16 protein-coding genes are annotated in these 23,855 nt (G+C 74.1%); 3 read left to right on the top strand and 13 right to left on the bottom strand.

Annotated features, from left to right (window positions below; all coding sequences use genetic code 11):
• Position 1 precedes the first annotated feature (1 nt).
• The 13 genes from F8279_RS00750 to F8279_RS00690 form a co-directional block, all read right to left on the bottom strand.
• The gene (locus tag F8279_RS00750) at positions 2-9,217 is read right to left on the bottom strand and encodes a non-ribosomal peptide synthetase (RefSeq protein ID WP_151498776.1); all 9,216 of its coding nucleotides are present in this window, start codon (positions 9,215-9,217) and stop codon (positions 2-4) included.
• 106 nt (positions 9,218-9,323) lie between these two features.
• Entirely contained in the window at positions 9,324-10,112 is a 789-nt protein-coding gene (locus F8279_RS00745) for an ABC transporter permease (protein ID WP_151498775.1), read from the bottom strand.
• The gene (locus tag F8279_RS00740; protein WP_151498774.1) at positions 10,109-11,071 is read right to left on the bottom strand and encodes an ATP-binding cassette domain-containing protein; all 963 of its coding nucleotides are present in this window, start codon (positions 11,069-11,071) and stop codon (positions 10,109-10,111) included. The genes F8279_RS00745 and F8279_RS00740 overlap by 4 nt, the downstream gene beginning before the upstream one ends.
• A gap of 43 nt (positions 11,072-11,114) precedes the next feature.
• Positions 11,115-12,131, bottom strand: coding sequence for a 2,3-diaminopropionate biosynthesis protein SbnB (sbnB, locus tag F8279_RS00735; RefSeq protein WP_091416745.1), 1,017 nt, complete (start codon positions 12,129-12,131; stop codon positions 11,115-11,117).
• Between the two features lie 16 nt (positions 12,132-12,147).
• The gene (gene sbnA, locus F8279_RS00730) at positions 12,148-13,137 is read right to left on the bottom strand and encodes a 2,3-diaminopropionate biosynthesis protein SbnA (protein ID WP_225853064.1); all 990 of its coding nucleotides are present in this window, start codon (positions 13,135-13,137) and stop codon (positions 12,148-12,150) included.
• Positions 13,138-13,406: 269 nt separating this feature from the next.
• The gene (locus F8279_RS00725) at positions 13,407-14,354 is read right to left on the bottom strand and encodes a beta-ketoacyl-ACP synthase 3 (protein WP_091416742.1); all 948 of its coding nucleotides are present in this window, start codon (positions 14,352-14,354) and stop codon (positions 13,407-13,409) included.
• A gap of 22 nt (positions 14,355-14,376) precedes the next feature.
• Positions 14,377-15,093, bottom strand: a complete 717-nt coding sequence (locus F8279_RS00720; RefSeq protein WP_091418401.1) for a 2-hydroxychromene-2-carboxylate isomerase — start codon at positions 15,091-15,093, stop codon at positions 14,377-14,379.
• Positions 15,090-15,992 carry a thioesterase gene (locus F8279_RS00715; protein WP_151498773.1) on the bottom strand — a complete coding sequence of 301 codons (903 nt, stop codon included), beginning with the start codon at positions 15,990-15,992 and terminating at the stop codon, positions 15,090-15,092. Before F8279_RS00715 ends, F8279_RS00720 begins: the two co-directional genes overlap by 4 nt.
• Positions 15,989-16,813 (bottom strand): alpha/beta fold hydrolase, encoded by an 825-nt coding sequence (locus F8279_RS00710; protein ID WP_175438663.1) that lies wholly within the window; start codon positions 16,811-16,813, stop codon positions 15,989-15,991. Before F8279_RS00710 ends, F8279_RS00715 begins: the two co-directional genes overlap by 4 nt.
• A complete protein-coding gene (locus tag F8279_RS00705) occupies positions 16,810-17,727 on the bottom strand; it encodes a beta-ketoacyl synthase N-terminal-like domain-containing protein (RefSeq protein WP_091416730.1) in 918 nt (305 codons plus the stop codon). Before F8279_RS00705 ends, F8279_RS00710 begins: the two co-directional genes overlap by 4 nt.
• Entirely contained in the window at positions 17,717-18,844 is a 1,128-nt protein-coding gene (locus F8279_RS00700; protein ID WP_151498772.1) for a beta-ketoacyl synthase N-terminal-like domain-containing protein, read from the bottom strand. Before F8279_RS00700 ends, F8279_RS00705 begins: the two co-directional genes overlap by 11 nt.
• Positions 18,822-19,943 (bottom strand): beta-ketoacyl synthase N-terminal-like domain-containing protein, encoded by a 1,122-nt coding sequence (locus F8279_RS00695; protein WP_151498771.1) that lies wholly within the window; start codon positions 19,941-19,943, stop codon positions 18,822-18,824. Before F8279_RS00695 ends, F8279_RS00700 begins: the two co-directional genes overlap by 23 nt.
• On the bottom strand, positions 19,940-21,148 hold the full coding sequence (locus F8279_RS00690) for a beta-ketoacyl synthase (RefSeq protein WP_151498770.1): 1,209 nt from the start codon (positions 21,146-21,148) through the stop codon (positions 19,940-19,942). Before F8279_RS00690 ends, F8279_RS00695 begins: the two co-directional genes overlap by 4 nt.
• 280 nt (positions 21,149-21,428) lie before the next feature.
• On the opposite strand from F8279_RS00690, the gene F8279_RS00685 reads away from it, so the two are divergent.
• The 3 genes from F8279_RS00685 (at position 21,429) to F8279_RS00675 (ending at position 23,832) form a co-directional block, all read left to right on the top strand.
• Positions 21,429-21,974: a DUF3995 domain-containing protein gene (locus F8279_RS00685; RefSeq protein WP_151498769.1), complete on the top strand. Its 546-nt coding sequence runs from the start codon at positions 21,429-21,431 to the stop codon at positions 21,972-21,974.
• Between the two features lie 164 nt (positions 21,975-22,138).
• Positions 22,139-23,155, top strand: a complete 1,017-nt coding sequence (locus F8279_RS00680; protein WP_175438662.1) for a sensor histidine kinase — start codon at positions 22,139-22,141, stop codon at positions 23,153-23,155.
• Positions 23,156-23,175: 20 nt separating this feature from the next.
• A complete protein-coding gene (locus tag F8279_RS00675; RefSeq protein ID WP_225853063.1) occupies positions 23,176-23,832 on the top strand; it encodes a response regulator transcription factor in 657 nt (218 codons plus the stop codon).
• Positions 23,833-23,855 lie beyond the last annotated feature (23 nt).

Raw genomic sequence — 23,855 nt, 5'->3', positions numbered from 1 at the left:
GCTACTCCCACTCCGCTTCCAGTTCGTCCTCGAACTCGTCGATCTCGTCCTGGGACAGCGAGCCCAGGGTCAGGTCCGACGGGGTGTGCCCGCCGGTGCCACCCGATGCGGCGTACGCGACGACGCCGTCCAGTGCGGCCCGCCAGTCGTCGGCGAGCTGCCGCACGTCGGCCTCGTCGAGCAGTTCGCCGGGCCAGCGCCACACCGCGGTGAGCCGGGGCCCCACGTCGGTGTCGGCCGTCCAGGCGGCCACCTCGACCGGGTACGCCACCGGCTGCTCCGGGTCCGCCCCGCCGCCGATGACCACCCCGGCGCCGGCACGGTCGGCACCGCTCAGCCGGCCGAGGTAGTTGAACATCACCTGCGCCCCGGCCAGTTCGGACAGCGCCCCGGCGGTCTCGTCGTTGAGGTGCCGGAGCAGGCCGTACCCGATTCCGTCGTCGGGGGCGGCCCGCAGTTGCTCCTTGACCCGCTTCAGCGCCACGGCGACGGCGGGGCCGCCCTCGCGTAGCTGATGCCAGTCGACCGTCCCCGGATCGAGTCGGACTGGAGCCAGGCTCGTGAACCAGCCGACGGTGCGGGACAGGTCGATGCCGGGCAGGTCGGCCCGGCCGTGCCGCTCCAGGTCGACCAGAACCGACGGGTCGTCGCCCAGCCCGCGCCGCGCGCGTCGGCGCGCCACCGCCAGGGCCAGGGCCGCCAGCAACGCGTCGTCGACCCGGGCGTGGAACAGCGCAGGCACGGCGGTCAGCAGCGATCGGGTCCGGTCGACGGGCAGTTCCACGCGGATCTCGGCCAGCGTGGCGACGGTGTCCCGGTACGGGTCCAGGGGCCGGGTGGCAACCGGTGGCTCCACCTGGTCGAGCAGCTTCGTCCAGAACGGCAACTCGGCCAGCCGGCCAGGGCTGCGCGCCTCCCGCACCAGGTACCCGGCCCACTCCCGCAGCGACGTGCCGACCGGGGTGAGCCGGGTCGGGGTACCGGGCACGGCGTCCAGCGCGGCGGTCAGGTCGGGCAGCAGAATCCGCCAGGAGACCCCGTCGACGACCAGGTGGTGGGCCAGGATCAGCAGGTTGCCCGGCTGCCCGGGCGCGCCCTCGCACCACACGACACGCAACATCCGGCCGGCGGCCGGGTCCAGCCGGAGGCGCGCCGCCTCGGCCGCTGCGGCGAGGTCGGCTCCCCCGGGTCCGGCGTGCGCGCCGGTGCCGGCCGGCCGGTGGGTGATCAGGTCCTCCGCCGCCACGGCGCCGCGCGGACCGATCACCAGTCGCCGCCGTCCCGCCTCGCCGGTGAGCCGCATGCGCAACGCGTCGTGGTGGTCGAGGAGCGCCTGCAGCGCGTCGCGCAGCCGGTCGGCGGTCAGCCCGGCCGGCGCGGGCACCACCACGGACTGGTGGAAGCCGCCCAGCGGACCGGCCCGCTCCAGCCACCAGTGCACGATCGGGGTCAGCGGCACGTCGCCGATGCCGGCGTCGGGGTCGGTGACGGCGGCGGTGGTCTCCCGCGCCACCGCCGCCAGCGCGGCGACGGTCTTGTGGGTGAAGACCTCACGCGGGGTGAGTTCCAGCCCGGCCGACCGGGCGCGGCTGACCAGCTGGATCGAGATGATGCTGTCGCCGCCGAGGTCGAAGAAGCTGTCGTCGGCACCGACCCGGGGCAGCCCGAGCACCTCGGCGACGAGCCCGGCGAGCAGTTCCTCGCGCGGGCCGGACGCGGCGCGGCCGTCGGCGGTGGCCACGACGAAGTCCGGCGCGGGAAGCGCCGCCCGGTCGAGCTTGCCGTTCACGGTGACCGGCAGGGCGTCGAGGGTGACCACCGCCGCCGGCACCATGTGGTCGGGCAGCCGGCCGGCGACGTGCTCCCGTAGCGCGCTCGCGTCGATCTCCCGCCCGGTCGCCGGGACGGCGTAGCCGACGAGGCGTCGCGCCCCTGGCTGGTCCTCACGGGCCAGGACCACGCACTGTCCCACCGACGGGTGGTCGGCGAGGACCGCCTCGATCTCGCCCAGCTCGATCCGGAAGCCACGGATCTTGACCTGGTGGTCGGTGCGGCCCACGTACTCCAGCACCCCGTCGGCGCGGCGGCGGACCATGTCCCCCGTCCGGTACATGCGCTCGCCGGGAACGACGGACGGATCCGTGGCGGCCAGCATCGCGGCGAACGGGTCGGCCACGAACCGCTCCGCGGTGAGCCCGGCGCGCCCCCGGTAGCCCCGGGCCAGTTGCACACCCGCCAGGTACAGCTCGCCGGTCACGCCCGGCGGCACCGGGCGCAGGAAGCCGTCGAGCACGTACAGCCGGGTGTTCCAGACCGGCACGCCGATCGGCACGGTGCGTTCCGCCGGGCGGCACGGCCAGTACGTGACGTCCACCGACGCCTCGGTCGGGCCGTACAGGTTGTGCAGCTCGACGCCGTGCTCACCGGCCGGGTCCACGGTGGCGAAGAACCGCTCGCCCAACTCGGCGGGCAGTGCCTCGCCGCTGCAGATGACCCGGCGCATGCCGACGCACCCGGCGGCGGCCGGCTCGGCGAGGAACGCCGCCAGCATGGACGGGACGAAGTGCAGCGTGGTCACGCGCTCGGCGCGGATCAGCTCGGCCAGGTACGCCGGGTCCCGGTGGCCCTCGGGCCGCGCCATCACCAGGGTGGCGCCCACGACGGTGGCCCAGAAGAACTCCCAGACCGACACGTCGAAGCTGGACGGGGTCTTCTGCAGCACCCGGTCGGCGTCGGTGAGCCGGTACTCGTCCTGCATCCACGCCAGCCGGTTGACGATGCCGGCGTGCGGCACCACGACGCCCTTGGGCCGGCCGGTCGAGCCGGAGGTGTAGATCATGTACGCCGGGTTGGCGGGGCGCAGCGGCGCGTGCCGGTCGGCGTCGGTCAGCGCGGCCGGGGACATCTCGGCCGTCGCACGCCGGACCTCGTCGGTGTCGAGCACCAGCGCGGGGGCGTCACCGGCCGGCCCGGCGGTCGCCCGGGTGGTGAGCAGCAGCGCCGGGCGCGCGTCGTCGAGCAGGTACGCGATCCGGTCGACCGGATAGTCCGGATCCACCGGCAGGTACGCCGCCCCGGCCTTGAGCACCGCCCAGAGCGCGACCACCAGTTCCCGCGAACGGGGCACCGCGACCGCGACGAACCGCTCGGGGCCCACCCCGTGGCCGACCAGCAGCCGGGCCAGGCGGTTGCTGTCCCGGTCCAGCTCGGCGAAGGTCAGCTCGCTGCCCTCGAAGACCACCGCGACGGCGTCCGGGGTGGCCGCCACCTGCCAGGCCAGCAGGTCAGGCAGGGTGGCCTCCGGGACGGGGTGAGTGGTGGCGTTCCACTCCACGAGCATCCGGCGCCGCTCGGCCGGGGTGATCGGTTCGAGGCGGCCCACCGGGGCGGCCGGGTCCGCCGCGATGTCGCGCAGCAGCCGGCACGCCCGGTCGAGCAACGCACCCGCGCCGTCCTGGTCGACGACGTCCGGCCGGAACTCCAGCCGCAGCCCCAGCCGGTCGCCGGGGACGAGCACCAGGCTCAGCGGGTAGTGCGTGGCGTCCAGCCCGTGCACGCCGCGTACGGACAGGCCGGTGCCGGCGAGGTCGAGCACGCCCGGGTCCACCGGGTAGTTCTCGAAGACCACCAGCGTGTCGAAGAGTTCCCCGTGCCCGGTGAGCCGCTGGATGTCGGCCAGCCCGAGATGCTGGTGCGGTTGCAGCGAGCTCTGCCGCTCCTGGACGCGGCGCAGCATGGCGGTGACCGGTTCGGCCGGGTCCAGGCGTACCCGCACCGGGACGGTGTTGATGAAGAGTCCGACCATCGTCTCGACGCCGGGCAGTTCGGCCGGGCGGCCCGCCACCGTGGCGCCGAAGACGACGTCGTCGCGGCCGGTGAGGCTGCCGACGAGCACCGCCCAGGCGGCCTGCACCACGGTGTTCAGGGTGACCCCGGCGGTACGGGCCGTCCGGGTCAGGGCGTCGGTGAGCGACGCCGGCAGCTCCCGCAGGAGCTTCGCCGGCGGCATCGGGGAGCGTCCGGCGACGGCCGGCGCCACCACTGTCGGCTCCGTCAGACCGGCGAGGGCGTCGCGCCACGCCGTCTCGGCCGCGCCGCGGTCCTGCCGGGCTCGCCAGGCGGGGTACGCCCGGGCGTCGGTGACCGGCGGCAGCCCGTCGCCCCGGCCGCCCGAGCGGTAGAGCGCGAACAGCTCACCGGCGAGCACCGGCATCGACCAGCCGTCCAACAGGATGTGGTGGTTGGTCAGGACCAGCCGGTGGCGGCCGGCGGGCAGCCGCACCAGGGTGAAGCGCAGCAGCGGCGGGCGGGACAGGTCGAAGCGCTCCGCCCGGTCCGCGGCGAGCAGACCGTCCAGCGCTTCGTCCAGCCCGGCCGGTGCGACGGCGGACAGGTCCGGCTCCCGCCAGTCCACCTCCACCGAGTCCAGCACCACCGCCGCAGGCCGGCGCAGCCCTCGGTGGACGAAGCCGCTGCGCAGTCCGGGATGCCGGTCGAGCAGCGCCTGCGCGGCGGCCCGCAGGCGCTGACGGTCCGGCGTCCCGTCGAGGTCGAAGACGAACTGCACGGTGTAGACGTCGGGGGCCTGCTCGTCGTAGGCCGAGAGGAACAGCAGCCCCTCCTGCAACGGGGCCGGCGGCAGCACGTCGACAAGCGCCGGGTAGGCCGCCTCGAGCCGCTCCACCTCGTCCTGGTCGAGATCGGCCAGCGGCAGGTCGGAGGGGGTACGGCCGCCCTCCGGCTGGTTCGCGTACGCCGTGATCGCCGCCAGGGCGGTGAGCCATCCGTCGGTCAGCTCCCGCACGTCGTGGGCGGTCAGCACACCGTCCGGCCAGCTCCACTCGGCCGTCAGCAGTGGCCCGTCCGGCCCGTCCACGACAACCGCGTTGATCTCCAGCGGGTGGGCTACCGGCAGCGCGCCGACGCCGCCCGCGGCGACCGCGCCGTCGATCGTCCGCACCGACCAGTCGCCGGCGCCGGCGGCCAGCCGCCCGAGGTAGTTGAACCCGATCTCCGGCCCGGACGGCGTGGCGGTCGAGTCGCCGGAGCGGGCCGCCCGCAGCTGTTCCTTGATCCGCTTGACCGCCCGGCCGGCAGCCGGACCGCCTGCCCGCGCCTCGGCGGGGTCCACGTCGCCGAGGTCGAGTCGCACCGCGTCCAGGCGGGTGAACCAGCCCACCGTGCGGGACAGGTCCAGACCGTCGACGTCGCCGCGACCGTGTCCCTCGACGTGCACCAGCAGATCCGTGCCCGGCCCCGGCCGGCGGCGCCGATCGGCCACGCTGACGGCCAGCGCGGTCAGCAGCAACTCGTCGACGCCGGCGTGCCGGCGGGCGGCGGCGCGTAGCAGCATCTCGGTGCCGGGCACGGGCAACCCGACCGTTCGGCGCCGCGCCGTCGCCTCGGTGTCGTCCGGCCTGATCGGCCGCCGGGCAAGCGAACTCTCCACGCTGGACGGCGTCGCGTCGACGGCCGTGACGGTCCGTTCCGCGACACGCCGGGCCCAGGTGCGGTACGACGTGGGCACCGGAGCCAGCCGGGGCTGCGCGCCGCCGCCCGCCGCGGCCACGGCGGCGGCCAGGTCGCCCAGCAGGATCCGCCAGGACACCCCGTCCACGGCGAGGTGGTGCACGGCGAGCACCAGCCAGCCCGTGCGGCCGGCGCCGGCGTCGCCCCAGACCGCCCGCACCAGCCGTCCTTCGGCCGGGCGCAGCCCGTCCACCGCTTCCGCACGGGCGGCGCGGATCGCGTCGTCCTGCTCGGCCGGTCCGGTGGCGTCGATCCGGCGTAGGCAGGCGGCGGCGGCGACGGCGCCGCGCGGCGGGACCGTCAGCCGCCACGCCGTGCCGTCCCGGTCCAGGATCATCCGCAGCGCGTCGTGCTGGTCGAGCAGCGCCTGCACGCCGGCCGTCAACTCGGCCCGGCCCAGGCCGGCGGGGGTACGCACCACGACGCTCTGCGCCACCGCGTCGACCGGGTGCGTCGTGCCCGCCCGCTCGCGCAGCCACTCGACGATCGGCGGCAGCGGCACCTCGCCGAGAGCGTCCCGCGGGTCCTCGGCGTCGGTCCCGTCGAGGTCGCCGGCCACCCGGGCCAGGGCGGCCGGTGTCCGGTGGGTGAACACGTCGCGCGGTGTCAGCCGCAGCCCGGCCAGCCGGGCCCGGCTGGCGAGCTGGATCGAGACGATGCTGTCCCCGCCCAGGTCGAAGAAGCTGTCCTCGGCGCCGACCGTGGGCACCCCCAGCACCTCGGCGAAGAGGCCGGCCAGCAGCGTCTCGCGGCGGCCTGCGGGAGCCCGGCCCGCGCCGGCCGCGGCGGCGAAGTCCGGTGCCGGCAGGGCCCGCCGGTCCAGCTTCCCGGTGGGGTTCAGCGGCAGCGCCGCCAGCGACACGAACGCCGCCGGCACCATGTATTCCGGCAGTGCCGCGGCGAGGTGATCGCGCAGCTCGGCGGCGGTCGGGGCGGCGGAGGCGCCGGCCGGGACGACGTAGCCGACGAGATGGGTCACGCCGGCGTCGGCGCGGGCCACCACAGCGGCCCGGCCCACCCCGGGGTGGGCCAGCAGGACCGCCTCGATCTCGCCCAGCTCGATCCGGTAGCCGCGCACCTTGACCTGGTCGTCGACGCGGCCGAGGTAGTCGATGTCGCCGTCGGCCAGCCAGCGGACCAGGTCGCCGGTCCGGTACATGCGCGTGCCGGGCGCTCCGAACGGGTCCGCGACGAACCGCTCGGCGGACAGGCGGGGCCGGTGGAGATACCCCCGGGCCAGTCCGGCGCCGGCGAGGTAGAGCTCGCCGGCGGTGCCGGGCGGCACCGGACGCAGTGCGGCGTCCAGGATGTACGCCCGGGTGTTGGTGGTCGGCCGGCCGATCGGCGGGGCGGCCCCGTCCTGGAGGTCCCCGCCGGGCCAGGCGGTGGAGTAGACGGTCGCCTCGGTCGGGCCGTAGATGTTCGCCACCCGCGCGCCGGGCAGCGCGGCGCTGATGTCCCGCACCGCCGCGGCCGACAGCGCCTCACCGGCGAGCACGACGACCTCGGCGTGGGCGTCGACGGCCCCTTCGGCCAGCAGCTGCGCGAACGCCGACGGCACCGCGCTGATCAGGCTGCCGGACCAGCCGGCGGGGCGTTCGGCGAGGGCGAGCAGGTCGTCGACCACCTCGATCTCGCCGCCGCACGCCAACGGGCCGAACATCTCGAACACGGAGACGTCGAAGTTCAGCGAGGTGCTGGCCAGGACCCGGCGCAATGCCTCCGGGCCGATCTCGGCGACCGCCCAGCGGGCCAGGTCGACGACGTTGTCATGGCTCACCACGACGCCCTTGGGCCGACCTGTGGAGCCGGAGGTGTAGATCACGTACGCCGGGCTGGCGCCGCGCAGCGGTCGCAGCCGGTCGGCGTCGGTCAGGTCGGTGTCGTCCTGCCCGGCGAGCGCGGCGACGACCGTGGGTCCGTCCAGGGGCAACAGCTGGCCGGCGGCGGAGGCCGGCAGCCGGCCGGCGACGTCGGTGCCGGTGAGCACCAGCCGGGGGGCGGCGTCGGCCAGCATGAACTCGATACGATCCGGTGGATACCGCAGGTCCACCGGCAGATAGCCGGCGCCGGACTTCAGCACGGCGAGCAGGGCGACCATCATCTCCGCCGACCGGGGCAGCGCCAGCGCCACCAGCCGCTCGGGCCCCGCGCCGCGGGCGACGAGCACCCGGGCGAGCCGGTTCGCCGCGGCGTTGAGCTGCGCGTACGTCAGCGTGGTGTCGCCGCAGGTCACCGCCGGGGCGTCCGGCGTGACGGCCACCTGCCGCTCGATCAGGGTGGACAGCCGTACGTCGGGCACCGGCGAGGTGGTCCCGCCCCACTCCCCCAGCACGAACCGCCGCACGTCGGGTCCGGTCAGGTCCAGCCCGCCGGTCGGGGTGTGCGGCGCCGCCGCCGCGGCAGCGGCGAAGGTGTCCAGGAAGGCGGCGAGCCGACGGGCGTGCTCGCCGACCTGTTCCGCGCCGTAGTGGTCGGCGTTGGCGTCCAGGTCCAGCCGGGCGTCGCCGTCGCCCCGCCGGCCGTCGAGCACGACGGCCAGGTCGTCGACCGGGCCGCCGGCCAGGTTGTGGTCGACGCCGGTGGCCGTGCCGAATCGGACACGGCCGCCGTCGGGGTCGGCGCCGAGCAGGATGTTGACGTGCGGGCCGAGCACCGACGCGCCCCCGGTGAGGCCGAGGTCGCGGTGCAGGTCCTCGAAGCGGTAACGCTGGTGGCGCAGCGCGGCGTGCAACTCCCGGGACACCTCGGCCACGAACTGGCCGAGCGGCGTGCGGGGCCGCACCGCGACGCGCAGGGGCGCGATCGTGGAGACCGTTGCGGGTACGCGGCGCGCCAGGGAGCTGCGACGGGCAGTCGACGGCAGGGCCAGCACCACGTCCTCGTCGCCGGTGAGCCCGTTCAGGTACGCGGCGACGGCGGCCACCACGATCGTCGGCACGGCGACGTCCCGCTCACGCGCGGCGGCACGCAGCCGTCGCATCGTCGCGGGGTCCACCGTGGCGCTGCGCCGGATGAGCCGGCGGGCGGTGGTGGGCTGCCGGCCGGCGAGGCTGGTCGGGGTGGGGCGGTCGGCGAACTGTCCGGTCCAGTAGCGACGGTCCCGGTCGAACCGTTCGCCGGTCCGGTCGGCGGTCTCCTCCGCCACCAGCGCCCGCAGCGCGCCGAACGGCGCGGGGCCGGGTTCACCTCCGCCGCTCAACGCGGTGTAGACCTCGGCCACCCGCCGGGCCACCAGGACCATGCCGTACCCGTCGAGCGCGATGTGGTGGTAGCACTGGTACCACAGCGTGCGGTCGTCGGCGAGGCGCAGCAGCGCGTAGCGGAAGACCGGTTCGCGCTGCGGATCGACGGCCCTGGACCTGTCGGCGTGCATCCACGCCGTCGCGGCCGCGTACGGGTCGGACTCCTGCCGCAGGTCGAGTACGGGCAGCGTCCAGTCGACGCCGGGCAGCACCGACAGCACCGGGCGTCCGTCGGCGGGCTCGTCGACCCGCACGCGCAGCGCCTCGGTGTCGGCGACGGTACGGCGCAGCGCCGCCTCGAACGCGACCGGGTCGACCGGACCGGCGAGGTCGGCGTACTCGGCCAGGTTGTAGACGGGGTTGTCCGGCTCGAGCCGCTGGGCCAGCCAGATCCCGTACTGCGCGGTGGTCAGCGGACAGGGAATGTCCTCGTGGTCGGGCACGGCAGTCCTCCGGGCTACGGACGCGGCGGGTTCGTGGATGGCCGAGCGCGCCCGCGCGGGCCGCCGGCTGCCCGGCCGGGTCGGACGCGACCCGGCCGGCGACGGGTCAGCGGCCCCGGGCCGCCGCGCGGTACGTGTGCGCCGCCAGCGTTGCGCTGACCAGCAGCAGCGCGACGGTGAGCAGCAGCGACGCGGCGACCGGGTGGCGCATCGGCAGCGCGTCGCCGGTCGTGCCCGGGTTGCCGAACAGCTCGCGGCAGGCCGCGACGACGGCGGAGAGGGGGTTCCACTCGCAGGCGGTGCGCAGCCAGTCGGGAAGCCCGCGCAGCGGGATGAACGCGTTGGACAGGAAGGTCATCGGCATGATGACGAGGAAGGCCACCGCGCTGACCGTCTCGGCCGAGCGCAGCCTCAGTCCGAGCAGGACGCCGATCCAGGAGGCGGCGAAGCCGAGCAGGAGCAGCAGGCCGAAACCGGCGAGCACCTGAGCCGGCCCGGTGTGGGTACGCCAGCCCATCGCGTAACCCACGACGGCCATCGCGACGCAGGCGATCACCACGCGGGTGAGGTCGGCCACGGTCCGGGCCAGCGGCACGGCGAGCCCGGCTATCGGCAGCGACCGGAACCGGTCGTCGATGCCGTTGCCCAGGTCGTCGACCACGCCGAGCGCGGTGTGCTGAAGGTTGGTCAGCATCATCTGGGCGAAGATCCCGGCCATCAGGAACTCGCGGTACCCGCCGTCGGGCACCTCGATGACGCTGCCGAACAGGTAGCCGAAGATCACCACGTAGGCGACCGGCATGACTGTCACCCCGAGCAGCCGCATCGGTACCCGGCCCAGGTGGCGCAGGTGACGGCCCACCAGGGCCGACGTCTCGACGGTCAGGGTGGTCATGCCGCTGCCTCCGGCTGCTCGGCGGAACTGCGTCCGGTGAGATTGAGGAAGACGTCGTCCAGCGTCGGCGCGCAGCTGGCGAACGACTCGACGTCGACGCGGGCCGCGTCGAGCGCCGACGCGGCGGCCGCGAGACCGGTCAGCCCGTCGCCCATCGGTAGCCGCAGGCTCACCCCGTCGTCGTCGAGCACCGGACGGTGGGTGGTGACGGCGGTCAGGGCGGCGACGGCCGCCGCACGCTGCGCCGCCTCGCGTACCCGTATCTGGAGGTGCTCGTCGCCGACCTTGCGCTTCAGCTCGTCCGAGGTGCCCTCGGCGATGACCTTCCCGCCGTCGAGGACCAGGATCCGGCCGGCGAGATGGTCGGCCTCTTCGAGGTACTGCGTGGTGAGCAGCACCGTGGTGCCCTTGGCGACCTGCTCGCGGACCATCGCCCACAGCGTGCGCCGGTTCGTGACGTCCAGGCCGGTGGTGGGCTCGTCGAGCACCAGCACCGGGGGGTCCGCCACCAGGCTGGCGGCCAGGTCGAGCCGGCGACGCATGCCGCCGGAGTAGGTCCGGGCGGCCCGTTCGGCGGCGTCGGTGAGCTGGAAGCGCTCCAGCAACTCGTCGGCGCGGGTGCGGGCCGCCCGCCGTCCGAGATGGTGCAGGACGCCGATCAGGACCAGGTTCTCCCGGCCGGTGAGCAGCTCGTCCACGGCCGCGTACTGGCCGGTGAGACCTACCCTCCGGCGCACCTCACGCGGCTTGCGGACCACGTCGTAGCCGCAGACCCGGGCGCTGCCGCCGTCGGGGGTGAGCAGCGTGGAGAGGATCCGCACCATGGTGGTCTTGCCGGCCCCGTTCGGGCCGAGCAGGCCGAGCACCGTGCCGGCCGGCACGGCGAGGTCCACCCCGGCAAGGGCGGTGTGGGTGCCGTAGCTCTTGCGGAGCCCTTCGGCCTCGATCGTCAGGTCCATGTGCCATCCCATCGGCGGTCGTCGTGCGAACGGTGCGCGGACATCAGGTCGCCGACGGGAAGAAGTCGGCGACGGTACGGCCACCACCTGCGGCGCGTACCCGGTCGAAGGCCCAGGCCCCGACGGCGAGATCGAGCACGCCGAGGCCGAACGGCGCGAAGATCGCGGCTCGGTCGGGGTCCCGGCGCACACGGCCCCGCAGCACGTCGGCGACGGTGCCGTCGACGAAGTCCCGATGCCCGACCCGTTGCTCGGCCAGGTGCAGCGAGGTGCGTTCCCGGACCGCGTGGTCGACGTCGTCGGTGATGTTCTGCCCGGCCAGCACGACCTCGGGTGACAGGTCCCGCAGCGACAGGTGCAGCACTGTCGGGCGGTGGGCGAGCAGCGCCGGGTCGTGCAGGTGCGGTTCCCCGGCCACTGTGGCCAGCACCACCAGGTCGGCGCCGAACGCGTCGGCGGCCTCCGGGACCACCTTGACCGCGCCCACTCCGTCGGCCCGCACCGTGGCGGCGAATCGACCGGCCGCCGCCGGATCCAGGTCGAACAGTCGGTACTCGTCGATGTCCCAGTCCAGGTCACGCAGGAAGCGGCGGACGTGCTCGGCGATCAGGCCGGTGCCGATGAAGCCGACGCTGGGCGCCCGCCGGCAGCCGACCAGTTCCTCGGCGCCGAGCACGGCGGAGGCCGCGGTGCGGGTCGCGGAGATCAGCGACGACTCCAGGCAGGCGTACGGATGACCGGTGGCCAGGTCGTTGAGGATCAGAACCGCCGAGGCGCGGGGAATGTCGTGCGCGGTGTTGCCCGGGAAGCTGGCGATCCACTTGATGCCGGCCACCTCGAAGTCGGCGCCCAGGTAGGCGGGCAGGGCGATGATCCGGTCCCGGGGCAGGTCGGGGAAGCGCAGGAAGCTGCTGTGCGGCAGCGCGCTGGCGCCCTCGTCGTGGGCGAGATAGCAGCGGCGCACCGCGTCCAGGCAGGCCGGCCGGTCGGCCTCGACGGCCGCCGCCACCTCGGCCGCGGTCACCACCGTGAACGGGGGGATGGTCGGTCGATCGGTCATGCTGTTCGGGTTCCTCTCAGACCAGCGCCACGGTCGGACCGCGGTCGCGTCGGGCGGCGAACCGGTCGACCCACTCCGGGTCGTACACCGTGTCGGCGTAGCCGGTGCCCCGGTCGGCGCACAGGAAGGCGACTGTGGGGCGCGGCCCGCGATGGTCGGCGAAGTAGCGTTCGATCGCGCTGTAGACGCTTCCGGTCGAACCGCCGGCGTACAGTCCGTGCCGCTGGAACAGCTCGTGACAGCCGCGTACCGCGTCCAGCTCGGGCACGATCACCACGTCGTCGATGTGTGCCCGGTCGACCAGGGGCGGCACGATGCTCGAACCGAGACCGGGCAGACGGCGCTTGGCCGGTGGGCCGCCGAAGATGACCGACCCCTCGGCGTCGACGGCGACCACCCAGGTGTCCGGGCGCAGCCGCTTGAGCCGGGCGGACAGTCCGGCGATGGTGCCGCCGGTGCTCACCCCGACGAACAGGTAGTCCACCCGGGGCAGGTCTCCGCACAGCTCGGCGCCGGTGAGCAGGTCGTGTGCGTCGACGGCATCCTGATTGGCGTACTGATTGGGCCAGTAGACCCTCGGCAGTTCGGCGCGCAGCTCCTCCACCCGGCGCAGCCGGGTGCCGAGATAGCCGCCCGTCTCGTCGGGCTCGGTCACCTTCTCCACCCGGTCGCAGAGCCGGCGCAGGTACGCCTCGGTGGCGGCGTTGACGTTCGGGTCGACGACCGGGACGAAGGTCAGCCCCAGCCAGCGGCAGAACGAGGCGAGCGAGATGGCGAAGTTCCCCGAGGACGACTCCACCACAGTGGTTCCTTCGACGACCTCACCGCGCTCGACGGCCCGCCGCAGGATCCAGTACGCCGAGCGGTCCTTGGAACTGCCGTTGAGGTTGACGTACTCCAGCTTGGCGAACAGGTCCAGCCGGTCGTGGCGAAGCTGCACCAGCGGGGTACGCGGCATCGCCTGCCCCACCACCGCCAGCTGTTCCAGCAGGGACTCATGACTCACGGCTATCACTTCCGCACTGCGGCATCACTGCGGCTCCCGATCCGGCTCGATGGTGGGCCCAGCGGCTCAACGGAGACGACCGGCGGGCGGATGAATGGATGGCACAACGCCCGCTCACCGTGGGGCATGCGGCTCGGGGAACCCTCGGACCGTGATCGGGCCCGGATAGCGGCCCGCTCGAGCCGCGCGGACCGGGACTGTCCGGACCGGCCGCCTCCGGCCGGGTCCGCCCGGCGCGCTCGTGGCGGCGCCGGACGGACCCGGAGGCGTCAGGGGCAGGTCACCACCTGACCGGCGAAGGTCAGTCCGCCGCCGAATCCGAGCAGCAGCACCGGCGCGCCCTCGGGCACCTCCCGCCGCTCCACCAGTTTTGCCAGGGCGATCGGTGTGCTCGCCGAGGACGTGTTGCCCGAGGACACGATGTCCCGGGCGATCACCGTCTTCTCCGTGACGCCGAGATCGCGGGCGATCGCGTTGATGATGCGCAGGTTCGCCTGGTGCGGCACGAACGCCGCCAGGTCCTCCGGCTCGACTCCGGCCCGGCGGCACGCCTCCCGCGCGACCGGCGTCAGCGCCGTCGTGGCCCAGTGGAACACGGTCTTGCCGTCCTGCTCGATGTGCGCCGAAGCGCCCTCGATCCGGATGGCCGACCCGCGTTGGGCGGACCCGCCCCACACCACCGGGCCGACGCCGGGTCGTTCGGCGCCGACCAGTACCGCCGCCCCGGCGCCGTCACCGAACAGGATGCAGGTGCTGCGGTCCTGCCAGTCGACGTAGTCGGTGAGGCGCTCGGCACCGATCACCACGGCGGTCGCCGCGGCACCGGCCCGGATGGCGTGGTCGGCGGTGGCCAGCGCGTAGGAGAATCCGGAACACGCGGTGTTGACGTCGTAGGCCGCCTGCCCCGACATCTCCAGGTTCGCCGCGACCCGGCTCGCCACGTTGGGCACGCGGTCCACCGCGGTGCACGTGGCGACCACCACCAGGTCCACCTGGCCCGGCTGGACACCGGCCGCGCTGAGCGCCTTGCCCGCGGCGGCGGTGGCCATGTCGGCCACCGACTGGTCCTCGGCGACGTGCCGGCGTTCGATGCCGACCCGGCTGCGGATCCACGCGTCGTCGGTGTCGACGCGTTCGGACAGCTCCTCGTTGGTCAGCACCCGCGGCGGCTGGTAGTACCCAAGACCGGCGACGCGGGTTCCCGCCCAGTTGCGCACAGTGGTCTCCTCTCCCGCCCGGTCAGCCACAGCCGCCGGGCTCGTCGTGATCGAAAGAGCCGATCGTCGCGAGCGCCGCCACCGGAAGACGGTCGCTCGGGTCCGCCGCGCCGCCCGGCTGCGCGGCGCTCCGCGCGCGCACCGCCGACTCGACCTCGGCCACCCGGTCCACGCCCCAGAAGCGGTGCCGTCCCACGATGAACAGCGGGATGCCGAACACCTCGTCGCGGTGGGCGCGGACCAGCGCGTCCAACCCCAGTTCGCGAATCCGGTCGTCGTCGGCGGCGGCCATCAGTTCAGCCCCGGGCAGTCCGGCGGCGTCGCAGGCGGCCCGAAGCGTCTGCGGGTCGCTGATGTTGTCGCCCCGGTGCCAGCGGGCCTCGGTGACGACCCGGTAGAACCGCCGCTCGCAGCCCAGTTCGCGGGCACGCAGCCAGCCCAGGGCGGACGGCTCCCACCAGGGCGCGACGTCCACCGGCCAGACCAGGCGGTAGCCGAGGCCGGCGGCGAGGCGCTTGGTGTCGTGCAGGATGTACAGGTGCTTGGCCTTGCTCATCACCGTGTAGTGGAAGTCCGCGCCGCGGTCGGCGAGAGCGGCGCGCATCCGGGTGTCGGGATCCCAGAAGGGCACGTACTCGAACCGGTCCGCGAAGTCGGGCACCCGTTCTTCGAGCTGCCGCAACGCCATCCAGCTGAACGGGCTCTGGAAGGAGAAGTACACCCGCGGGCGGTCGGTCACGCGGCGCTCCACAGCAGCGCGGCCTGGGTCGGTCCGTCCATCACGGCGACCCGGCCGGCGTCCGGGCCGCTCGCCACCCCGTACCCGTGGGTGATCGACCCGGTCGCGGTGGGCACGATCACGCCGTCGCGTACGACATAGCAGTCCATCCGGCCGGTGAACATCACGTCCTTGACGATGTCGTCGACTGTGAAGACCGTGTGCAGCTCCTCCTCCAGGCGCGCGTCGGCGAGCAGCCGCACCTGGGAGCGCGTCACCGCCGGGATCCAGTTCCGCTCGGTGAGCATGCGCCGGATCGAGATGCCGCGCTCCGCCAGGTAGCGGTGCACCACCTCCTCCAGGTCCCGCACGTAGCCGGAGTGCTGCATCCGGTCGGAGAACTGGCAGTGCGGGTACGGGATGGTCTCGGACCACCGGAAGCCGGACCGGAACGCGGCCGGCGTGGGGCCCGGCGCCCGCAGCTGGGCCAGGTCGGTCACCACCCGGCCGGCGATCTCCCGCGGCAGCTCGCCGGTGACGCCGGACGGCGCGACGAAGGCCACCCGGACCTTGCCCTTGAGCACGGGGACCGGTCGTCCCTCCCGCTCCACCAGCAGGGTGACCGCGAAGGTGTCCTCGGCACCGCCGGAACCGCCCACCGGGACCGCCTCGGCCCGTACCTCGTCGTCGACGAAGACCGGGCCGGGAAGCCGGAGCGAGTGTTCCACGAAGGACAGCTGCACGCCGTGGTCGTGGAAGAGCCGACCGGGCCCGGTCCCACGGTCGCGGTAGTGCTGGAGCACCACGTCCTCGGCCAGGTACACGAACTGCTTGAAGCCGACCCAGGTCCCGATGTTGGCGCCCTCGTAGCGAGGGCGGCCGCGACAGGTGGTGGGCTGGGCGTCGACGGCGAGAGTCATGCGTAAACCTCCATGGTCGGGCCGGCCGGCGCGGCGGCCGGTACGACTCGGTCGAAGAACTCGGCGCACTCGGCGGCGACCTCGGCCGCCTGGGTCACGTGGCAGAAGTGGCCGTAGTGCGGGTGTACGCGGACCCGCGCCGCCGGCATCACGGCGAGCGAGTCCGCCCGCGCCCCGGCCAGTCGCTGGTCACCGAGACCGGCCAGGACGAGCGTCGGCGTGACCACCCGGGCCAACTCGGGCCGGGGCGTCGCCAGCAGCCGGTCGAGCACCACCTCGGCGGCCCCGTCGGGAACCCGTTGCAGGGCCTTTCCCACCATCACGGCCAGCACGTCGTCGGCCACCGCCTCCGCACGGCGGCCGAGCCGGACCCGCAGCCCGTCGGCGACCACCTGCCGGATCGCGGCCCGGGTGCGGGCGACCAGCACCGGTCGCGGAGCCCGGCCCGCGGGGCGCACCAGGGGCGCGATCAGCACTGCGGCGCGGGCCGCGGGCCGGGCCGCCCCGGCGAGGTGGTCCAGGACCGCGTTGGCGCCGAACGAGTGCCCGACCAGGACGTCGGCGGGTTCGGGCAGCTCCGCCAGGGCGGTCCGCAGCCATTCGGCGGGCCCGGCGGACGTGGCCGCCCATGGGGTGGCCGGGCCTTCGACGGCGCCGCACCACGGCGCGTCGACGACCCAGCAGCGGTAACCCGGACCGAGCCGCCTGGCGAGTTCCTGCCAGGTGCCACCGTGGTCGGCCAGTCCGTGCACCGCCGCCAGCACCCGTCCACGCCCCGCCGGCGGAACGGCACCGGGCCCGGTGAGCAGCCGCCAGGTCACCGGCGCCCCCGGTGGCGGCTCAGCCGGCCGGTGGCGAAGCCGTCGTCGGCAGAGCCGCAGGTCACCGCCGCCTCGGTCGCGTCGCCCACACCGGCCGGCCGGTCCGCCGGATCGGCGAGCCACCGGGCGGCCAGCGCGGTCTGCAGCACGCCCGTCGCGCCGTACCCGGACGCCAGGACGCCGGCCAGGTCGGCGCTGGGGGCGTCCGCACCGGACAGCCGCACCACCGGCCCGGCGTCGGCCGGAACCGGCTCCGGCGCGCTGTGCCGGCGCACCGAGCGCAGGCGTACTCCCGGGCGGTCCGCCGCGGTGAGCACCACGCACGCGGCGATGCCCTCGGGCGGTCCGGGCGGCAGTCCGGCAGCGGACCGCAGCGCGGCGGCGACCGCGTCGCCCGGTTCGGCGCCGACGACGACGGCGCGACGGGTCCGCCCGCCGCGCACCAGCAGGGCACCGAGGCGCACGGCGTCGAGCCCGCCCGTCGCCCCGGAGCAGACCATCAGGTTGGGGCCGGTGAAGCCGTACCGGATGGCGATGCTGCTCGCGATGATGTTGCTCGATGCGTTCGGGGCCTGCATCGGGCTCACCCCGCGCAGACCGCCCGCGCGGACCTGGTCGACGATGTCGCAGACGGTGGCGACGTTGCCCAGGTTGGAGCTGACCACCACTGCCGTGCCGGCGGCGCCGGGCACCGGTCCGGTGGGCCGGCCGGGCGGCAGCCCGAGAGCCTTGTGCACGGCGCACATGGCCAGCCGCACCGCCGGTTCCTTGAACAGCAGCCCCTTGCGCCCGAGGAGGCCGTGCGCCTCGTCCGGGCCGCAGGCCGGCGTGGTGTCCGAGGCGATCAGCAGGCCCGGGGCGACGGCGGGCACGTGTACGGCCGCCGCCTCGATCAGCACCCCGTCAGCGGTCATGCCGCACCTCCACCAGACAGACGGCGTTCACGCCGCCGAAGCCGAACGCGTTGACCTGGGCGACGTGCGCGCCGGTGCGAGCCGGCCGGCCGATCACCAGGTCCAGTGGCGCCGCCTCGGCGATCGGCATCCGCAGTCCGGTCACCGGCGGCACCGTGCCGTGCCGCAGCGCCTCGACGGCGACCAGCAGGCTCATCAGTCCGGCGCTGCCGGAGGTGTGCCCGATCGCGCCTTTGATCGCGGTGACCAGTGGCGGGCGGCGTACGTCGGCGAACAGTCCGGCCAGCACCCGGGCCTCGGTGGGATCGTTCAGCGCGGTGCCCGTGCCGTGCGCCAGCACCAGGCCGACGTCGGCGGGGCGCAGGCCGGCCCGCTGGTAGGCGTCGGCCATCGCGGCGCGCAGGCCCTCCGGGTCCGGGGCCGTCTCGTGGTAGGCGTCGCAGGACATGCCCACGCCTCGCAGGCGCACCTCGGCCTCGCTGTCCGGCACGGAGCGCAGCACGACTGCCGCCGCGCCGTCGCCGAGCAGCACCCCCCGGCGATCGGCGTCGAACGGTCGTACCGCGTCGCTGGACTCGTCGCCGACCCGTCCGATCATCGCGAGCATGCTCTCGGTCATCGCGTCGGCCCCGCAGGCCACCACCGCGTCGGCCTCGTCGAGGCGGATCAGGTCGGCGGCGAGCGCCAGCGCGTGCGACGACGCCGAACAGGCGTTGGAGACGGTGACCACCTCGGTCACGCCGGGCAGCGTGTCGCGGACCGCGCCGGCGAAGTGCAGCGCGTGCGGTTCCACAGGCAGGCCGTCGGCCCGCCACCGTTCCACAGCGCGCAGTTCCCGCAGTCCGGTGCCGACGATCACGACGATCCGTTCCCGGGCGCCGTCCAGGCCGGCCTGCCGGGCCGCCTCGGCCACGCATTCGGCGAGCCAGGCGCTGGCCCGGTACGGACGCTCCTCCTCGACGGCGTCGACGTGGTAGCCGTACCGCACGTTCACCTGGTCCGGGTTGACGTACCCCAGTGGCCGGCGACCGGACTTCCCGGCGAGCAACGCGGTGAACGTCTCCGCGGTGCCGCCCAGCGCGGTGCGCATGGCACTACCGGTGATTGCGAGCGCCATGCCCGGTCCCCCTCAGCAGGGCCGCGCCGACGGTGCCGTCGGGGCTGCCGGCGACGATCAACGACAGCGAGCCGTCGTCGGGCGTACGCCGGTGGTGGGCCAGCAGCACCGCGACCTGGAGCGCGCCGGCCGCGGTCGGGCAGTCACCGGCGACGCCGGTGACGGAACTGCGGTCGGCCTGCCGGCCGACGGTGGCGTCCAGGGCCCGTTCCTCCTCGGCCGCACCGCAGGAGAGCACGCGCGCGAGGTCCGTCGCGGCGACGCCGGCGTGTCGCAGCATCCGGCGCACCAGGCCGGCGAGCGCGGTCGCGACGTCCATGCCGGCGCCGGTGTGCGCGACGTCGACCGCCACGATCTCGGCCGACGGTGTGCGTCCGGCGGCCCGCATGGCGGTGGCGTCCTCGACCAGGAAGACCGCGCCGCCCTCACCGCCGGCGGTCGCCGGGGCGCCGTCGGAGCCCGGGCTGCCCGCCCAGGCCATGTGCGGGGTGTACTCCTCGACCGCCCCGACCAGCAGTGCGTCCGCCCGGCCGCGCCCCAGCATGGTCCGGGCGTAGCGCAGCGCGGTGATGGTGGCCGTCCCCCCGCCGGCGAGGGTGGCGTTGACCCCGCGCAGCCCGTGCCAGATGGCCGCCTGACCGGCGGCGCAGTTGAGCACCGTGTTGGGGAAGAGGATCGGGTTGACCAGGTAGGGCTTGTCCTGCACGTGGGTGTCGCGGCTGTAGTCACTCGTCGACTGGAGGCTCCCGACACTGGTGCCGAGCACCACGCCGACCCGCTCCCGGTTGTCGTCGTCGACGACCAGGTCGCTGTCGGCGAGCGCCTGGCGGCAGGCGAGCACCGCGAACGCGGTCCGGCGGTCGAGGAAGCTGGTGCCCTTGCGGCCGAGATGGTCCCGGGCGCGGAAGCCCGCGAGGGCGTACGCCCGCGGGTGCGGCACCGGCTCGTCGGTCAGCTCGGCGGCGTCGACGGTGACGTCACGGCCCGCGCGCAGGCCGGCGGTGAACTCGTCGGCGCCCAAGCCGTACGGCGACACCACACCCCATCCGGAGATGCCGAGCACTGTGGTGATGCCGGGAAGGTCGGTGGTCACTGTCATGCGAGCCGTCCCAGGATCGTGATGGCGTTGTTGCCACCGAAGGCGAACCCGTTGACCTGGACGATCTGTGCCTGCGCGGGTCGGGCCCGGTTCGGCACCACGTCGAGGCCGGGCATCGCCGGGTCGGTGGTGAGGTGGTTGATGGTGGGAGCGAGGAAGCCGGACGACAGGGCCAGTGCCGCGGCGACGGCGCTGAACCCGCTCGCCGCGCCCATGGTGTGCCCGAGCATCGACTTGACCGAGCTCATCGGGGGCAGCCGGTCGCCGAACACCTCGCGGACCGCCTCGTACTCGGCGGCGTCGTTGGCGGGAGTCGCGGTCCCGTGGGCGCAGATGAAATCCACCTCGTCGGGCTTGATGCCGGCGTCGCGGTGGGCCAGCCGCATGCACCGGGCCACGCTCGCCGCGTCCGGGGCGGTCGGATGCTTGGCGTCGCAGGTGAGGCCGTAGCCCAGCACCTCGCAGTAGATCCGGGCCCCTCGGGCCTGGGCCGAGTCGAGGCTCTCCAGGAACAGCGCCACCCCGCCTTCGGCGGTGATGACCCCGGCGCGGTCCCGGTCGAACGGCGCGCAGCGTTCGGCGGCCAGGGCGCCCAGCCGGTAGAACCCGGCGTGCGCCCACCGGCACACCGAGTCGGCCCCACCGACGATCATGTAGTCCTGGTCGCCGGCGGCGATGGCGTCGAAGGCGTACCCCAGTGCGTAGTTGCTGGCCGAGCAGGCCGTCGAGACGGTCGTCGTGGTGCCCCGCAGGTCGAGCTCGCGGCTCACCGCCTCGGCGACCCGACCGGCCGGCATCTGACGGGCCAGCGACCGCGGCGTCGGCCGGTAACCGTCACGCAGCCAGTGCTCCGTGAGTCGCTCCACCACCTGTGATTCGCCGCTGGTCGTGCCCATGCAGACACCCACGCGGGCCGAGCCCGCCGCGACGTCGAGCGCCCCCGCGTCGCTGAGCGCGAGCCGGGCCGCCGCGGCGGCGAAGAGGCTGCTGCGCCCCCATTCGGCGGGATCGATCCGGCTCACCATGTCGTACGGCTGGAACCCGTGCACCTCGCCGGCGCGCTCGGTCACGAAGCCGGTGGTGTCGAAGCTGGCGATCGGCGTGATTCCGCTGCGTCCGGCGCGCAGCGCGGCCGCGAAGACGTCGATGCCTGTGCCGATGCTCGAGACCGGCCCTAGCCCGGTCACCACAACCCTTCGGTTCATCACTGGGGTGTCCTCCGTGAGTCCTTGGGCCGCGGTCGCGGGAGCGCCGGGGCGCCACCCCGCCATCCGTGGCGTGGTCGGATGCCACCCTCGGGCCGCGGCCTTGTGCGGGCCTCGCGGCGCCCTCGACATCACCTCGAGCAGGGCAACGGCACGTCGAGCAGGCCTGGAGAGTGCTTCGAGGAGGACGGGTGACCGTCGGGCGGGCCGGCGTTCCGCCGGCGCGGGACTTCATCGATACCATCCGACGGACCGCCGCACCGACCGACCGGGAGGACCCTTGAGCCGCAACACCGTGACGAACACCGACGGCCGGAGCGGCGACGGCACCACCGGCGTGCGGCCGGGCTCCTGGGCCGGGTACGGCGCCTGCATATGGGCACTGCTGTTCGCGGGGCTCAGCTTCTACTGGGCGGCCGGCGGGCTCGTGGGCCAGGGCACGATCGGCCCGGCTGTCGAGGAGCCGGCGTTGGCCCGGGAGCCGGCGTTCGTCGCGCTGCTCTGGGGCACCGCGGTGCTCAAGCTGCTCGCCGCGCCGCTGGGTCTGGCGCTGGCCACCGGACGCCCGCGCTGGGTGCCGCGCTGGCTGCTGCTGCTCGGCGGCTGGGGCGCGGCGGCGTTGCTGTCTCTCTACGGCCTGGCCAACCTGACGCAGCACCTGCTGATTGTGGCCGGAGTCGTCGATCTGCCCGCCGGGCTCGGATCGGCTCTGCCCTGGCATCTGTTTCTCTGGGATCCGGTCTGGCTCTCCGGTGGGGCCCTGTTCACATTGGCCGCAATTTCCTACACTCGACCGCCGGGGCTACTCAACAACACAAAACGGTGAACTGAGGAGATTGTCCCGGCGAGATCTTGCCCACTCGGCACGGCCAATGGAAACTATCCTTCGCAGGCCGGTCGGGGCGAGGGGGCAGAGGGCTTATGGATACGAACGCGCTCGCCACAGGCTTGTCCGTAGCGAGCGCGTTCGAGGGCCGGCACGCTGCAATTATGGCCACCTTTCGGAAGCGTCTCCTGACGGTCACCGGTGAGCTGGGCCTCGACCAGGACCAGATGGACCAGATAGTCGCCCAGGCCGGGCAGGTGCTGGACGACGTCACGGCGAGCCTGCGCACCGGTCAGCCCGAGATCAACGAAGTGCGGATCGGCCTCGCCTCGCAGGCCGGCCCGAAGCCCGCCCCCCGAGCCGTGATCCACCCGGTCGACTCGCTACGGGCCGCGAACGAACTGATCGAGCCCGTGCTGGACGCGGTGATCGAGACCGCGGCCGGTCTGCCCGACGCCACGTGCATCTTCCGGACCGCCAATCAGGCGCTGCAACGCAGCGTCCTCACGCGCATCCGCTGGTCCTCCGAGTCGTACCTGGCGTTCCTGCTCGACCGGGTGCGGCAGGCCCAGATGGCGGAGCGCCGCCGGATCGCCCGGGAACTGCACGACCGGGTGGGCGGGCCGACAAGCGTGGTGAACCGCAACCTGCAGCTGGCCAAGCGGTACGCCGAGGTCGACCTGAACCGGCTCCAGGAGAAGGTGGAGGTCGCCTACGAGGCCAGCGTGCAGAGCATGGACGCGCTCCGGGGCGTGGCGACGGACCTGCGCCTGGAGTCCGAGTTCAACAACCTGGAACAGGCTCTGCGCGGGTTCGTCTCGGCGATGACCGACGGCAGCGCAGTGGTCGACCTCGCGATCAGCGGGGACGAGTCATGGGTGCCGGCCGAGGCGCTCGCGGAGCTCTTCCTCGTGGTACGTGAGGCGCTGCGCAACGCGTTCCACCACGCCGGCGCGAGCACGATCGTGAGCCACATCGACATCGCACCGCACGAGGTACGCGCCTGGGTGGGCGACGACGGACAGGGCTTCGATCCGGCCTCCGGCCGGTCCGTGCACGGGCACGGGCTGACCTCCATGCGCGAGCGGATCGAACTGCTCGGTGGGAAGCTCGTCGTGCAGACCGCACCGGGGCGCGGCACGCACATCGAGATCTTCGTCCCCCTGTCGAGGAAGACATGACACCGCCTGCTGAATCCGACGTGTCCATCACCATCGTGCTCGTCGACGACCACGCACTGTTCCGGCACGGCCTGCGCGAGCTGCTGTCGATGGAGCCCGACCTGGTCGTACTCGGCGAGGCCGGCACGGGCGCCGAGGCGGTGGTGATGGCGGCGAGGCACCGGCCGGACGTGATGCTCCTCGACGCGGGCATCCCGGGCGAGCAGGCCGCGGCCACCATCGCCCGTACGCTCGCCGTCGCCCCGGACACCCGGATCATCATCCTCAGCATGTTCGACGAGCCTGCCGTCGTGAAGGAGCTGCTCGGCGCCGGAGCCCAGGCGTACCTGGTCAAGACCGTCACCCGCGACGACCTCGTGGCGACGCTGCGCAGCGTGCGGGGCGACGGCGACCGGGTGATGCTGTCGATCTCGCGGGAGAGCTTCGAACGGGTCAGCGACGGCCGCTCCAGCATCCTGTCCGCCCGCGAGGCGGAGATCCTCGCCCTGGTGGCCCAGGCGTACAGCAACTCGCAGATCGGGCGGCGGCTGGACATCACCGAGGGGACCGTCAAACGGCACCTGCGCAACGTGTTCACGAAGCTGGGGGCGGTGTCCCGGCTCGACGCGGTGAACAAGGCCGTGGCGTCGAACCTGATCACGGTGGAGAAGCCGGCCGCGCCGGCGCCCCGAGGCTAGCCGTACACGCTCGGGCCCCATGT

The sequence above is a fragment of the Micromonospora sp. AMSO1212t genome (assembly GCF_008868145.1).
In the GTDB taxonomy this organism is placed as follows: Bacteria; Actinomycetota; Actinomycetes; order Mycobacteriales; family Micromonosporaceae; genus Micromonospora; species Micromonospora tulbaghiae.
This window is presented reverse-complemented; position numbering and strand designations above follow the sequence as displayed.

Bases quoted from the DNA above. Each gene is read 5' to 3' on its own strand.
- F8279_RS00740 (WP_151498774.1), bottom strand. From the start codon at position 11,071: ATGGACCTGACGATCGAGGCCGAAGGGCTCCGCAAGAGCTACGGCACC.
- F8279_RS00700 (WP_151498772.1), bottom strand. From the start codon at position 18,844: ATGGCGCTCGCAATCACCGGTAGTGCCATGCGCACCGCGCTGGGCGGC.
- F8279_RS00680 (WP_175438662.1), top strand. From the start codon at position 22,139: ATGGCCACCTTTCGGAAGCGTCTCCTGACGGTCACCGGTGAGCTGGGC.
- F8279_RS00690 (WP_151498770.1), bottom strand. From the start codon at position 21,148: ATGAACCGAAGGGTTGTGGTGACCGGGCTAGGGCCGGTCTCGAGCATC.
- sbnB (WP_091416745.1), bottom strand. From the start codon at position 12,131: ATGACCGATCGACCGACCATCCCCCCGTTCACGGTGGTGACCGCGGCC.
- F8279_RS00705 (WP_091416730.1), bottom strand. From the start codon at position 17,727: ATGACCGCTGACGGGGTGCTGATCGAGGCGGCGGCCGTACACGTGCCC.
- F8279_RS00745 (WP_151498775.1), bottom strand. From the start codon at position 10,112: ATGACCACCCTGACCGTCGAGACGTCGGCCCTGGTGGGCCGTCACCTG.
- F8279_RS00695 (WP_151498771.1), bottom strand. From the start codon at position 19,943: ATGACAGTGACCACCGACCTTCCCGGCATCACCACAGTGCTCGGCATC.
- F8279_RS00715 (WP_151498773.1), bottom strand. From the start codon at position 15,992: ATGACTCTCGCCGTCGACGCCCAGCCCACCACCTGTCGCGGCCGCCCT.